At 46.1% G+C, this 12,740-nt stretch carries 8 protein-coding genes; 3 read left to right on the top strand and 5 right to left on the bottom strand.

The window, feature by feature from the left end; genetic code table 11:
* Window positions 1–277 precede the first annotated feature (277 nt).
* A complete protein-coding gene (ilvA, locus tag ACXACS_RS02080) occupies window positions 278–1,825 on the bottom strand; it encodes a threonine ammonia-lyase, biosynthetic (protein ID WP_474803472.1) in 1,548 nt (515 codons plus the stop codon).
* The gene (gene ilvD, locus ACXACS_RS02075; RefSeq protein ID WP_474803470.1) at window positions 1,825–3,675 is read right to left on the bottom strand and encodes a dihydroxy-acid dehydratase; all 1,851 of its coding nucleotides are present in this window, start codon (window positions 3,673–3,675) and stop codon (window positions 1,825–1,827) included. The genes ilvA and ilvD overlap by 1 nt, the downstream gene beginning before the upstream one ends.
* A gap of 427 nt (window positions 3,676–4,102) precedes the next feature.
* On the opposite strand from ilvD, the gene ACXACS_RS02070 reads away from it, so the two are divergent.
* Window positions 4,103–4,720, top strand: coding sequence for a trimeric intracellular cation channel family protein (locus tag ACXACS_RS02070; RefSeq protein WP_474803467.1), 618 nt, complete (start codon window positions 4,103–4,105; stop codon window positions 4,718–4,720).
* Between the two features lie 203 nt (window positions 4,721–4,923).
* Window positions 4,924–6,438 (top strand): YifB family Mg chelatase-like AAA ATPase, encoded by a 1,515-nt coding sequence (locus tag ACXACS_RS02065; RefSeq protein ID WP_474803464.1) that lies wholly within the window; start codon window positions 4,924–4,926, stop codon window positions 6,436–6,438.
* A 19-nt stretch (window positions 6,439–6,457) separates the two neighbouring features.
* Here the strand turns inward: ACXACS_RS02065 and ilvY are convergent, their stop codons facing one another.
* Window positions 6,458–7,330 (bottom strand): HTH-type transcriptional activator IlvY, encoded by an 873-nt coding sequence (gene ilvY, locus ACXACS_RS02060; protein WP_474803461.1) that lies wholly within the window; start codon window positions 7,328–7,330, stop codon window positions 6,458–6,460.
* 157 nt (window positions 7,331–7,487) lie between these two features.
* On the opposite strand from ilvY, the gene ilvC reads away from it, so the two are divergent.
* Window positions 7,488–8,966: a ketol-acid reductoisomerase gene (ilvC, locus tag ACXACS_RS02055; RefSeq protein WP_474803458.1), complete on the top strand. Its 1,479-nt coding sequence runs from the start codon at window positions 7,488–7,490 to the stop codon at window positions 8,964–8,966.
* 158 nt (window positions 8,967–9,124) lie between these two features.
* Here the strand turns inward: ilvC and ACXACS_RS02050 are convergent, their stop codons facing one another.
* Together ACXACS_RS02050 and ACXACS_RS02045 are read right to left on the bottom strand one after the other, a co-directional pair.
* Complete coding sequence (locus ACXACS_RS02050; protein ID WP_474803456.1) at window positions 9,125–10,375, bottom strand: multidrug effflux MFS transporter; 1,251 nt, start codon at window positions 10,373–10,375, stop codon at window positions 9,125–9,127.
* Window positions 10,376–10,514: 139 nt separating this feature from the next.
* Window positions 10,515–12,500 carry an alpha/beta hydrolase family protein gene (locus ACXACS_RS02045; protein ID WP_474803453.1) on the bottom strand — a complete coding sequence of 662 codons (1,986 nt, stop codon included), beginning with the start codon at window positions 12,498–12,500 and terminating at the stop codon, window positions 10,515–10,517.
* Between the last annotated feature and the right edge of the window lie 240 nt (window positions 12,501–12,740).

The raw sequence follows: 12,740 nt of genomic DNA, 5'->3' as shown, positions 1-12,740 counted from the left end.
AAGACTATCGCTTTGTTAAAGGCGTAAAAAAACCCATGCATCCGCATGGGTTTTTTATTGGCCGTATTCCTAACTTATACCTATATTTCAATAGGCACTCAGCCAGGCCTCCATAGAGGCTGATATAGTAAAGTTGAAATAGTGCCGCTTTGTATCGCTCCTCGGTAAACCTGCGCTTAACGTGAAGCAATACAAAGCGAAAAAAGGTTTAAAACGAACTAAGTTTCGCTTTTGAATGTATAGCTATCGAAGGCTGCTGTGCATAGCGGACAAAACGTTATGCTGGTTGCGACAGAAAAAAGCGATACGCAGGGTTATCCGTTACTTCTTCAACCTTATAGCCTAACTCGGCAACATGCTGGTTAAAGTCATCTCGGCTTTCTGGCGCAATATCAAAACCAGCCAATACCAAGCCTTCCGCAGCCCCGTGGTTACGATAGTGGAATAAAGTAATGTTCCACTGCTCACCTAACGTGTTTAAGAAGTTCAGTAGTGCACCTGGGCGCTCCGGGAACTCAAAGCTGAACACTTGCTCGTTGAGTATAGTTGGCGGGCGACCGCCTACCATATGCCGAACATGAAGCTTAGCTAACTCGTTATCCGTTAGGTTAACGCAGTCATATCCTTTACTTTCAAGGTCACTTTGAAGGGTCGCAAATTCTTGTTGACCGCCTTTTAGCTTAACCCCAACAAAAATATGCGCTTCGCTCTCACTTGCGTAACGATAGTTAAATTCAGTAATCGCTTTTGCCCCAACGCATTCACAAAACTGTTTAAACGCGCCTTTAGTTTCAGGAATTTTAACGGCAAAAACGGCTTCTTTCTGCTCGCCTAATTCACAGCGTTCCGACACGTAGCGCAAGGTATGAAAGTTAATATTTGCGCCACATAAAATACCGCCTAACTTTTTACCTTTAAGGTCGTGTTGCTTAGCATATTTACGAATCGCCGCTATAGATAGAGCACCAGCAGGCTCGGCTATAACGCGGGTATCATCGAAGATATCTTTTATAGCCCCGCATATTTCATCATTGCTAACCGTAATGGTTTCATCGACTAAACGGTTACACAGGCGAAAAGTTTCTTGCCCCATCACTTTAACAGCCACGCCATCGGCGAAAATACCTACGCTTTCCAGCTCTGTAGGCTCGCCTTGCGCTTTTGCTTTAATAAAACAGGCCGACTCTTCTGACTCAACCGCTACAATTTTTATACTGGGTTTGAGTTGCTTTAAGTACACCGCAATTCCCGCGGCTAGGCCGCCACCGCCAACAGCAATAAACAAAATATCCAAATTTGGGTTCTGCTCCAACAGCTCTCGTGCAACAGTACCTTGCCCAGCTATTACATCGGGGTTGTCGAAGGGAGGCACAAAAGTATAGCCGTGGGTATCACACAACGCTTTGGCATGGTTGCTTGCCTGGTCGAAGCTCGTGCCATGCAAGACTACATTTACGTTATCACCACCGAAACGACGTACAGCGTCCACTTTAATATCAGGGGTGGTTTCGGGCATCACGATAGTCGCTTGAATGCCCTTCATTTTTGCACTGTATGCTAAGCCCTGTGCGTGATTACCCGCTGATGCGCCAATAACGCCAGCTTGCAGTTGTGCTTCACTTAATGAGCAGATGCGGTTGTAGGCTCCGCGCAGCTTAAAGCTTTTCACTGGCTGCTGATCTTCTCGTTTCAAAAAGATCTCATTGCCAAGCTCAGCTGAAAGCAAAGACATATAAGAAAGTTCACTAGCCACCGCCACATCGTAAACGGGAGCGAGTAATATCTTTTTTAAATACTCGTGGTCGCTAACGTGCTCGTTTTCCATTACAAGTCTTCCAACTTACTGACATCGCGCACTGCACCTTTGTCGGCACTGGTTGCTAGCGCGGCAAAGGTCTTAAGTGATGTAGACACTTCGCGTACGCGATCTTTTGGTTTCCAGGGCTTATCGCTTGCTTCCATTTTTGCACGGCGCTCGGCAAGTGCTTCATCTGAAATAACGATGTTGATGCTTCTGTTAGGGATATCTATTTCAATCTTGTCCCCGTCTTCAACTAAGCCAATACCGCCACCGCTGGCTGCCTCTGGTGAACAGTGTCCAATAGACAAGCCGCTTGTACCACCACTGAAACGCCCGTCGGTTACTAGCGCGCAGTGCTTACCCAGCCCCTTCGATTTCAAATACGACGTTGGATATAGCATTTCCTGCATGCCTGGACCACCGCGAGGACCTTCATAGCGAATAAACACGACGTCACCGGCTTTTACTTCGTCGCCCAATATGCCTGCTACCGCATCATCTTGGCTCTCGTAGATACGCGCGGTACCGTTGAATTTTAGGATGGATTCATCCACACCTGCGGTTTTAACAATACAGCCATCTTCGGCTAAGTTGCCATAAAGCACAGCAAGGCCGCCTTCTTGGCTAAACGCATTGTCGATAGAGCGAATACAACCATTTTCACGATCGGCATCGGCCTCATCCCAGCGACAATCTTGGCTAAAGGCTTTAGTAGTGCGAATACCCGCAGGGCCTGCGCGGAAAAAGGTGATCGCATCTTCGTTTTCAGGGTTAGTGATGTCCCACTCGCTGATAACCTCAGTAAGCTGTTTGCCTAAGACGTGATTAACATCGGTATTTAGTAAGCCCGCTTTATTTAGCTCGTTTAAAATACCTAGTACGCCACCGGCACGGTGAACATCTTCCATATGATATTTAGGTGTGGACGGCGCTACTTTACATAAGTGAGGTACTTTGCGAGACAAGCGGTCGATATCATCCATAGTGAAAGGCACTTCACCTTCCATTGCCGCTGCTAACAAATGCAAAATGGTATTGGTTGAGCCACCCATAGCAATGTCTAAGCTCATAGCGTTTTCAAACGCTTTAAAGTTAGCAATGTTGCGTGGCAATACACTTTCATCATCATCGCCATAATAACGCTTACAAAGCTCAACAATTTGCTTACCTGCTTGTTTAAACAAGCCTTCACGGTCGGCGTGAGTGGCCAGCATAGAGCCATTGCCCGGTAGTGATAAACCTAACGCTTCGGTTAAACAGTTCATTGAGTTTGCAGTAAACATACCCGAACACGACCCACACGTTGGGCAGGCAGAACGCTCGATTTCGTCAGTATCTGCATCGCTCACTTTTTCATCAGCAGCCGCTACCATGGCGTCAACTAAATCAAGTTTAATCAGCTGGTCTGAAAGCTTGGTTTTACCCGCTTCCATTGGGCCGCCAGATACGAATATAACGGGCACGTTCAAACGCATAGACGCCATTAACATTCCCGGGGTGATCTTGTCGCAGTTAGAAATACATACAATGGCATCCGCGCAGTGTGCGCTCACCATGTACTCCACTGCATCAGCAATGATTTCACGAGACGGCAAGCTATATAGCATGCCGCTGTGTCCCATGGCGATACCGTCATCTACCGCTATCGTATTGAATTCTTTGGCGACACCACCGGCTTCTTCCACGCTGCGCGCTACTAGCTGACCAAGATCTTTGAGGTGAACGTGCCCAGGTACAAACTGCGTAAATGAATTAGCAATAGCAATAATAGGCTTGCCGAAATCAGAATCTTTCATTCCGGTTGCACGCCATAGCGCACGAGCACCGGCCATATTTCTACCTTGTGTGGTAGTTGCAGAACGTAACTTGGGCATAAATCCTTCCCGTTAATTTTAGGTGCTAGGGTTTAATGCTAGACCTTTGTGTGAAACTTAAAAACAGTGGTAAACCAGTAATGCTTTGGCTTGTTTTCCAATACGCGCTGTTTTACTCAAAATTGCATGTCATACTGATGATGTATTAAATCATCTTAGGTCGTTCAAGCGAAGGGCGACAAAGCCTTACTGCTTACAGATCAGTAGCGCTTTGTTTTATATGATATCTTTGACTTACAATGCCGTATTCCTTTGGCATTATAAAAATGAAATGTTGTTCGTTAGGGGCTATGGCTTTACCCCTAAACGCAATGCGCGCTAAACCGCGAATTGGTATTGGGCAAAGAAATAGCATGAAACACACGGTTTGATCAAGTTTTTGCGGTAGAAATAGCGAGTTCTTAAGAGTAGTAAAAGGGTAATAAGCATGTTCGATTGGTTTCACTGGTTAAACCTGGCAGGCGTTGCCGTGTGTGCAATTTCAGGCACCCTTATGGCTTATCAAAAACGCATGGATGGATTTGGCGTGGTAGTGCTTGCCAGTGCTACAGCCATTGGCGGCGGTACCTTGCGAGATGTGATGCTAGATGTGCCCGTGTTTTGGATTGCCGATACCGATTACTTGTACACCACGCTAATTGCCGCCTTTATTCCCATTGTTTGGCTGCGAATTAGCCCACGCTTCCCTTTTCACTACCTGTTAATCGCCGATGCTTTTGGGCTAGCACTTTTTAATGTCGTGGGCATAGAGAAAGCCTTAGCCAACGACACAGGCATGGCAGTGGCGGTAGCAATGGGCACCATTACTGGCGTATTTGGGGGGTTATTACGAGACGTAATCTGTCGCGAAGTACCGCTGGTACTAAACGGCGAGCTTTATGCGATGACCTGTATTGCTGGCGGTATTGTATATGGCATCGCTCTTGAATTTAACCTGGCTACCCAATGGTGCGGTATTGCGGCCCTTGCAACCACGGTATTGTTTAGGCTAGGCGCCATGCGCTGGCATTGGCAGCTACCTGTATTTTACAACGATCAACATTAGCATTTAACCTTCGTTGGCTGGCTAGGCAATCAATGCCCTAGTTTGATGAGTATTGGCGATAAATCCCGTCGTTAGTACAGTTACATCTTCATCCCACTCTCTCTAGAGTTTATGCCTAGTGCGTTGGCTATTTGGCCGCGCCTAAGTTTTGAAATTTTAATTAGGCAAAAAATGAGTGAGTAAGAAGAGAGGGTGTTCACAATATGGGAATGGCTGTTGTTAAAACCTTTGCAGGGCAGGGAGTGTCCGCACCAGAGGTAAGTGTTGAAATCCACTTGGCTAATGGCCTACCTGCCTTTCAACTGGTCGGTATGGCGGAAACCAGTGTGAAAGAAGCCCGTGAGCGGGTACGCAGCGCGCTAATTAACAGTGGTTTCGAGTTTCCTGCCAAACGTATAACGGTTAATTTAGCGCCGGCTGATATTCCAAAGTTCGGCGGGCGGTTCGACCTTCCTATTGCCGTTGGCATTTTAGCAGCATCGGGTTACATTTCAGATATTAGCCTGCTTAATATTGCCTTTGTGGGCGAGTTAGCGCTAAACGGTGAGATTAAACCGGTTAACGGGCTTATTCCTGTAGTGATGACGGCAGCGAACGAAGATATAGCCCTTGTGTATCCGGGAGATAACGATGTTGAAGCAGCCTTGGTTTCCCACGCCACACGCTTTCCCGCATTCGATCTTCTATCTGTGTATGAACACCTTACGGGTAACAAAAAGCTCGCCAAAGGGCAGCCTTTCACTTCTCATTCATCATGTAACTCCCCAACGGGTTGGGACGATATTATCGGCCAAGAGCAGGCTAAACGGGCCTTAATTATTGCAGCTAGCGGGGCTCACAACTTATTGATGGTAGGCCCGCCAGGCACAGGTAAAAGCTTGCTTGCCAGTCGAATGTTGTCGCTATTACCGGATATGAGTGAAGAAGAAGCCTTGGAAGTCGCTGCTATCCATTCAGTGAAAGGCGAAAAGCTAAATGCTGAACGTTTTCTAACCCGCCACTTACGCTCCCCCCACCACACAAGTTCTGCCGTAGCACTTACGGGCGGGGGCTCTACTCCAGTACCAGGTGAAATTTCGCTGGCCCACAACGGTATCTTGTTTTTAGACGAACTCCCCGAATTTGGCCGAAAAGCGCTGGATGTATTGCGGGAACCGCTTGAAACCGGTGACGTGCATTTATCCCGTGCATCAGGAAGTGCAACGTATCCCGCAAATTTTCAACTCGTAGCGGCCATGAACCCCAGCCCTACTGGAGATATCGACGACAACCGTCTAACACCTCAGCAGCAGCTGAACTACTTAAACCGTTTGTCAGGCCCGCTGCTAGATAGAATAGATATACAAGTCGAGGTGCCTAGGCTTCCAGACTACGACTTGCCAGAGCGGGGTAATAGACCTAATGACTCATTGCATGACATGCGGGAAAGCGTGATAGCTGCACGGCAAAAACAAGAGTCTCGACAAGGCAAACCCAATGGCGCTTTACACGCGGGTGAACTTGCCGACATCTGTTTGCTAGATGACGCAGATCTCCTCTTTTTACAAGCAGCCGCGAAACAACTTAATTTATCTATGCGCGTATTTCACCGCACGCTAAAAGTGGCTAGAACCATTGCCGACCTTGAAGAAGAAATTGCCGTATCCAGAGCTCATATCGCAGAAGCGCTCGGCTATCGTGCTCTCGATAACCTTATAAAGCAGCTCAGTACTAACTGAGCGCAACTAATAAAATAATTTACCCTCGAGAATGCAAGTTTAGCTGCATGAAGGCGTTGATAAGCGGTTCGTTTTGCTTATCTTGTAAACAACATAGGCCAAGGGCATAAGGCTCGATATCTTCAACCTGAATTTGGGTTACCGCATTAGCCATACTGGAATGGTCGAGCACTACCTTTGGCACAAAGCCTACACCACACTCTAGCGCTACCATGCTTACAATTGCTTCGTTACCGCCCACATAGGCATAAACATTCGGCCGAATACCGTGCTCGGCAAACCAGTGATAGGCAGTGCGTCGCGTTGGCCCTGTTTCAGGCATTATCACCTGATGCTTGGTCCAATCCAGCTGGTTTAGCTGAGTAAGTCGCCATTCCTTTGGCGCAATAAGTACCAAAGGTACATTATCAAGAGCAGTGAAATGCAAATCTGTCGGCATATCAGGGGTGTAGATAGCAATAGATAAGTCGCACTGTTTGCCTTTCACTTTTTCTATCGCAAGGGCAGGATCGCCGGTAATTAGGCGTATATCAACACCCGGGTGCTGTTGCCTGAACTGTCTAAGCATAGCGGGTAAGTGGCTTTGACTAGCGGTAACCGAGCAAAATACACTTAGTTCTCCCTGGAGTGCATCGCTATCTTCTTTTAAATCAATTTTTAATTGCTGCCAATCAGCTAACGCTTGTTTTGAGAAGGACAGTAACTTGTGCCCGCTATGGGTGAGCGCGACTTTACGGTTATCCCGTTTGAACAAGGTGCAGCCCAACTCGTCTTCAAGACGCTGAATTACACGGCTTAACGTAGATGGCGATACATACATGGCCTCAGCGGTGACGCCGAAGTGAAGACTGGTAGCCAGGTGGTTAAAGAGCTGTAGACTGCGAAAATCCATATATATTTCACTTTATGCAATATTATCTTGCAAATATATCATTTTCCAAAACAAAAGAAATCTTTTAGTCTCACTACCAAGTCGTCATAGACGAGGTCTGTCAACGCCAAGGTCGGTGTTTGATATTGACAAAAATGAATGTTGTTCGGAAATTTTTATGGCTAATTATTTCAACACCCTGTCACTTCGCCAGCAGTTAGACCAGCTTGGCCGCTGCCGTTTTATGGCACGCGATGAATTCGCTGACGGTTGTCAGTTCTTAAAAGGCAAGAAAATTGTCATTGTAGGCTGCGGCGCGCAGGGCCTTAACCAAGGCCTGAATATGCGTGACTCAGGGTTAGATGTTTCTTATGCGCTGCGTCAGGCAGCGATCGATGAGCAACGCGACTCTTACAAACGCGCTTCAAGCAATGGATTTACTGTTGGTACATATCAGCAGCTTATTCCAGAAGCTGATGTAGTTTACAACCTAACACCTGATAAGCAGCACGCAAGTGTAGTAGAGGCAGTTATGCCGCTTATGAAAAAAGGTGCAACGCTAGGTTACTCGCACGGCTTCAACATTGTTGAAGAAGGTCAGCAAATTCGTACCGACATCACAGTTATTATGTGTGCGCCGAAAAGCCCAGGCTCAGAAGTACGCGAAGAATATAAGCGTGGCTTTGGTGTACCAACACTAATAGCTGTGCATCCAGAAAATGACCCTGAAGGTAAAGGTTGGGATCAAGCCAAAGCACTGGCAAGTGCAACTGGCGGTGACCGCGCAGGTGTACTTGAGTCTTCATTTGTGGCTGAAGTTAAATCTGACCTTATGGGTGAGCAAACCATTTTATGTGGTATGCAACAAGTTGCAGCAGTACTTGCGTTCGAGAAAATGGTTGATGATGGTATTGACCCAGGTTATGCAGGTGCGCTTATTCAGTACGGTCTAGAAGCCATTACTGAAGCACTTAAGATTGGCGGTGTAACTAACATGATGGACCGTCTATCAAACCCTGCAAAAGTGAAAGCGTTTGAGCTTTCTGAGCAGTTAACTGATTTACTTCGTCCGCTATTTGAAAAGCACCAAGACGACATCATCAGCGGTGAATTCTCTCGCACCATGATGGAAGATTGGGCCAATGGTGATGCGAACCTACTTAAGTGGCGTGAAGAGACCGGTGAAACCGCGTTTGAAAACGCACCTGCTTACGAAGGTGAAATCAGCGAACAAGAATTCTTTGACCACGGCATCTTGCTAGTTGCCATGATCAAGTGTGGTGTTGAAGTTGCGTTTGACGTAATGGTTGAAGCTGGAATTCTGCCTGAGTCTGCGTACTACGAATCACTGCATGAAACACCGCTAATTTCTAACACAATCGCACGTAAGCGTTTGTATGAAATGAATGTGGTAATTTCAGACACAGCAGAATACGGAAACTATTTGTTTGCTAACGCAGCAATTCCAATTTTGCGTGAGAAATTTATGCCTGCTATTGATACCAGCGTTATCGGTAAGGGTTTGACTGCTGCTTCTAATCAAGTAGAGAACAAACGCCTTGTTGAGATTAACGAAGCCATCCGCTCACACGGTGTGGAATCGGTAGGTAAGACCTTGCGTGGCTACATGACTGATATGAAAGCCATCATAGGATAGGACAGTTTCTGTCGTTAGGTGCTTAACTAAGCCCTCTTGCCCGACCATTTTGGTCGGGCTTTTTTATACCTGTAACTCAGTGAGTCAGTGAGTCACATATCCTTTTAAAGCGTACTGCTTAGCTAACTCAAAGCAGTGACTAACAACCACTTATCTTTTTAAGAAACAGCCACTTCCCGAACACGCTCAGCGTAGCGAACTGATGCATACGCCAGCGCAAAAAAGATAAGAAAGCCCCAACCAATGGGCATCAAGTTTCCATTCAAAAAACTATCAACGATAAGGGCAACGGGCACAGAGAATAAGCTTGAAAAGCAGCCAATAATTGCGGCACCTAAACCAGCCATATCGCCAAGAGGCTGCATTGCCATAGCGTTTAAATTGCCAAACAGAATGCCCACGAAGAAAAAGCCGACGAACATAACACCCACGGTTGGAATTAATGGCGGTAGACCATCGTAGGCAAACAGCAGCGCTAAATACACCACCGCAAACCCATTTACCCCTTTTAGCGCAAAGCGACACAGCTTGCGCATGCCGAAACGCATTACCATTTTGCCGTTGAAGTAAGAAGCAAGCCCGATAGAAAAGGCGAGGGTAGCGAAGATATACGGGAACCACTCTCCAACATTGTAAAACACGGTAAATATGGTTTGTGACGCGCTTAAATACGCCAAAAACGCCCCGAAGATACAACCCATGGCAAAGGTATAACCCATAACTTCTGGATGGGTCAGAATAAACTTTGATGATTTAAAAAAGTGTGCCCGCGAGAATTTTCTGCGCTTTGCACGAGGCAAGGTTTCGCCTTGACGAGAAAAAAACCAAATCCCCGCCATAGTAGCCACTATGAGGAACATAGTGAAAATGTGAAACCATGACGTCAATTCCATCACAGTTTGGCCAATAATTGGAGCCAACATAGGCACTAGGATAAACACCATCATGATAAACGACATAACTTTTGCCATGGCATCACCTACGTATAGGTCACGTATAATTGCCATAGAGGCTATGCGAGGGCCAGACACCCCAAACGCTTGAATAACACGCCCCACCAGCATGGTTTCCAGGTTAGTAGCAAGCATGCATACAAAGGTTCCCAACGCAAAAATACACAGCCCCACTAAAATGGTAAGACGACGACCACGGCTGTCTGAAAAGGGGCCAAAGAACATTTGGCCAAATGCCATCCCTAAAAAGAATACGGTGACAATCAGATGAGTCTGATGCGCCTCTTGCACATTAAGTGATTCGCCAATTTGAATAAGTGCGGGCAACATAGCGTCTATGCTAAGTGCCACCAGCGATGTCATGGTCGCCATCAAAGCAACAAATTCAACAAGGCCAAGAGCGGGCTTTTGCACAACTGCAGTATCATCAGATACGCCATTAGATGTCTGGGGCATAAAGTCTCGAATATGAAATAAAGTGAGGGAATTAAAAAAGGCGCGAAATCCTCGCGCCTTGGTAAGTATACCTGAAACTTGGTTAAAAAGCCGTCAAACCAGGCTATCTTATCGTAAATACTGCCACCTTTAACGAGTGTTACTCCTCTGACAGACTAGCTGCTACCGCCTCGCCGTTCTTAGACGGTTTTAAGTATTGGTCCAAAAACACATCCATTTCTTCAAAAAATAGGTGACGGTTGCGCTGAATAGAAAGGTTATGGTCTCCATTTTCAAGCTCTACGTATTTAAAAACTTTGTCGTAGTCTTCTAGCTCGTCAGCCATGTAACGGCTGTGAAGAGGTGGAACAATACGGTCTTCTTCGCCATGCACAAGTAGAATAGGCGTCTTGATCCCTTTTGCATTGTAATAAGGCGAGCGAGCTTCTAAATCATCGTAGTCGTCACCAATTTGATTTTTAACAAACTCATTATTGAGAAAGCGACGAGAGTGAATGATAACGTGTTTAAGCGAACTCACTCCCGCAAAACTTACGGCGCATTGGAATAGTTCGGGGGTTTTAACCGTTGCCATTAACGCGGCATAGCCACCGTAGCTTGCTCCCACTATGCACATATTATCTTGCTCTGCGTATCCCTTTTCTACCATCCAACTTGCGGCGTCAGTGATGTCGTCTTGCATAGCTAGGCCCCATCCTTTCATTTGGCTTTGCGCAAAACTATACCCATAACCTCTTGAGCCTCTAAAGTTTGGCCTCAACACCGCGTAACCTTTAGAGGTGAAGTATGCAGTCCAGTAGTCGAAACCGCTGAAATCACGAGCCCCTGGCCCGCCGTGAGGATGAATAATGGTTGGGAAGGGTCCGTCCCCCTTAGGGAGCGTCAAATATGCTTCAATCTTGATACCATCTCTGGCTTCATACTCAATAAGTTTATGCTCGGATAGTTTCGTCGAGTCTATTTGGCTGTATTGCTCAAATAGCATGTTCAGCGTGCCTTCCTTGCGATTACCCAGTAAATACACACCAGGCAATACATCAGACTCAGAATAAACAATATAAGTTTGTTCATCGTCACTGAAACTAACTAACGTGTTGTTATAATCTGGAAGCCCTTGGTCGATACCGTTTTGAAGTGCAACATAGCGTTCATCCCAATAAAAACGACCATCGTGACGCACACCGATAGCATCTCGCGTGACCGGTGAGTAAATAAGACTACCGTTTACGTCGTACCCTTCATCAGCATAAACTTCAGTTCGCTCATTGGTTTTAAGGTTTAGGGTGTAAAGTGCGCGGTAGTCACCTTTGTAGCCTTTGTAATAAAGAATATTTGGGTCTTTCGCAAACCCCACAGGGTATTCCCCTTTCTCTGTCATGGCGTTATAGGCAAACAAGGTTCGCCAGCCATCCTCTTCTTTTAGAAAGACCTCGCGCTCACCGCTATCATAATTAAGTGAAACGCCAATTCGGACGTTACTTTGTTGATCGGTAAGCCAATCTCTGATGCGTTTTTTACCGCGCATAATGCGACTTACCCCTCCAGTGTTGACATTGACTTTATACACTGAAGGTAAACCTAGCACCTCGGCATCGATTGCTATAAGCACATGATCTGGGTCATCAGGTAGCCAATCGATAACCTCATCTTGAAATTGGGGAATGTGGTTAGGGTTACCGGCCCGACGCTTAATTCGTTCCCATTCAACCATATTAAACGCGCCGCCCTCGCCATCGAATTTAATACTTAACAAGCGGGTGTCATGCACTTTTGTGGTACCACGGCGAGTTTCATAGCGCGCACTCACCACGACACGTTCATTGTTCACCCACTTGTACCAATTAATCTTTACACGTTCATTGTCAGAGCGAAGTAGGTAATGCTTTTCACCCTTTACCAAGTCGAAGGTGGCGAGCATGGCAAACGCCTCTCCTTGTTCAACATTTTGAACAAAAGCGATTTTTGTTCCATCGGGCGACAAAGATGGTGTCCAATAGGTTGGTAGCTTACTAAAAGCATCGTAGGCATTTTTCTGAGTATTTGACTCAGCGCACAACGTAGTCGAAATAGCTAACAATAGTAGGGCAATAAGCGTAGCTGGTGAGAAAGCCTTTTTATAAGACATAACATTCCCTTGTATTTTTTTATTATGGGCGGAACTTAGCTAATGAGTAAACCTCAAAACTATGTTAATTAGAGTATACAAATTTGTGACCGAATGTACAAAAACCAACCCGCACGGATTGCTATAGACAATATTGACGCAATAATTTGATCTCTCGTCGTACTTTGCGAATACAAAATACAGATATGGTACTATTAACCACAGATATAATATGGACTTTACCCTAAACCGGTAAGCATC

This window comes from Alteromonas sp. AWM4_230 (genome assembly GCF_056158305.1).
This window is presented reverse-complemented; position numbering and strand designations above follow the sequence as displayed.

Excerpts from the sequence above, each read along its gene's own strand:
- ACXACS_RS02045 (WP_474803453.1), bottom strand. The coding sequence starts at position 12,500 with ATGTCTTATAAAAAGGCTTTCTCACCAGCTACGCTTATTGCCCTACTA.
- ACXACS_RS02050 (WP_474803456.1), bottom strand. The coding sequence starts at position 10,375 with ATGCCCCAGACATCTAATGGCGTATCTGATGATACTGCAGTTGTGCAA.
- ilvA (WP_474803472.1), bottom strand. The coding sequence starts at position 1,825 with ATGGAAAACGAGCACGTTAGCGACCACGAGTATTTAAAAAAGATATTA.
- ilvY (WP_474803461.1), bottom strand. The coding sequence starts at position 7,330 with ATGGATTTTCGCAGTCTACAGCTCTTTAACCACCTGGCTACCAGTCTT.
- ilvD (WP_474803470.1), bottom strand. The coding sequence starts at position 3,675 with ATGCCCAAGTTACGTTCTGCAACTACCACACAAGGTAGAAATATGGCC.
- ilvC (WP_474803458.1), top strand. The coding sequence starts at position 7,488 with ATGGCTAATTATTTCAACACCCTGTCACTTCGCCAGCAGTTAGACCAG.
- ACXACS_RS02065 (WP_474803464.1), top strand. The coding sequence starts at position 4,924 with ATGGGAATGGCTGTTGTTAAAACCTTTGCAGGGCAGGGAGTGTCCGCA.
- ACXACS_RS02070 (WP_474803467.1), top strand. The coding sequence starts at position 4,103 with ATGTTCGATTGGTTTCACTGGTTAAACCTGGCAGGCGTTGCCGTGTGT.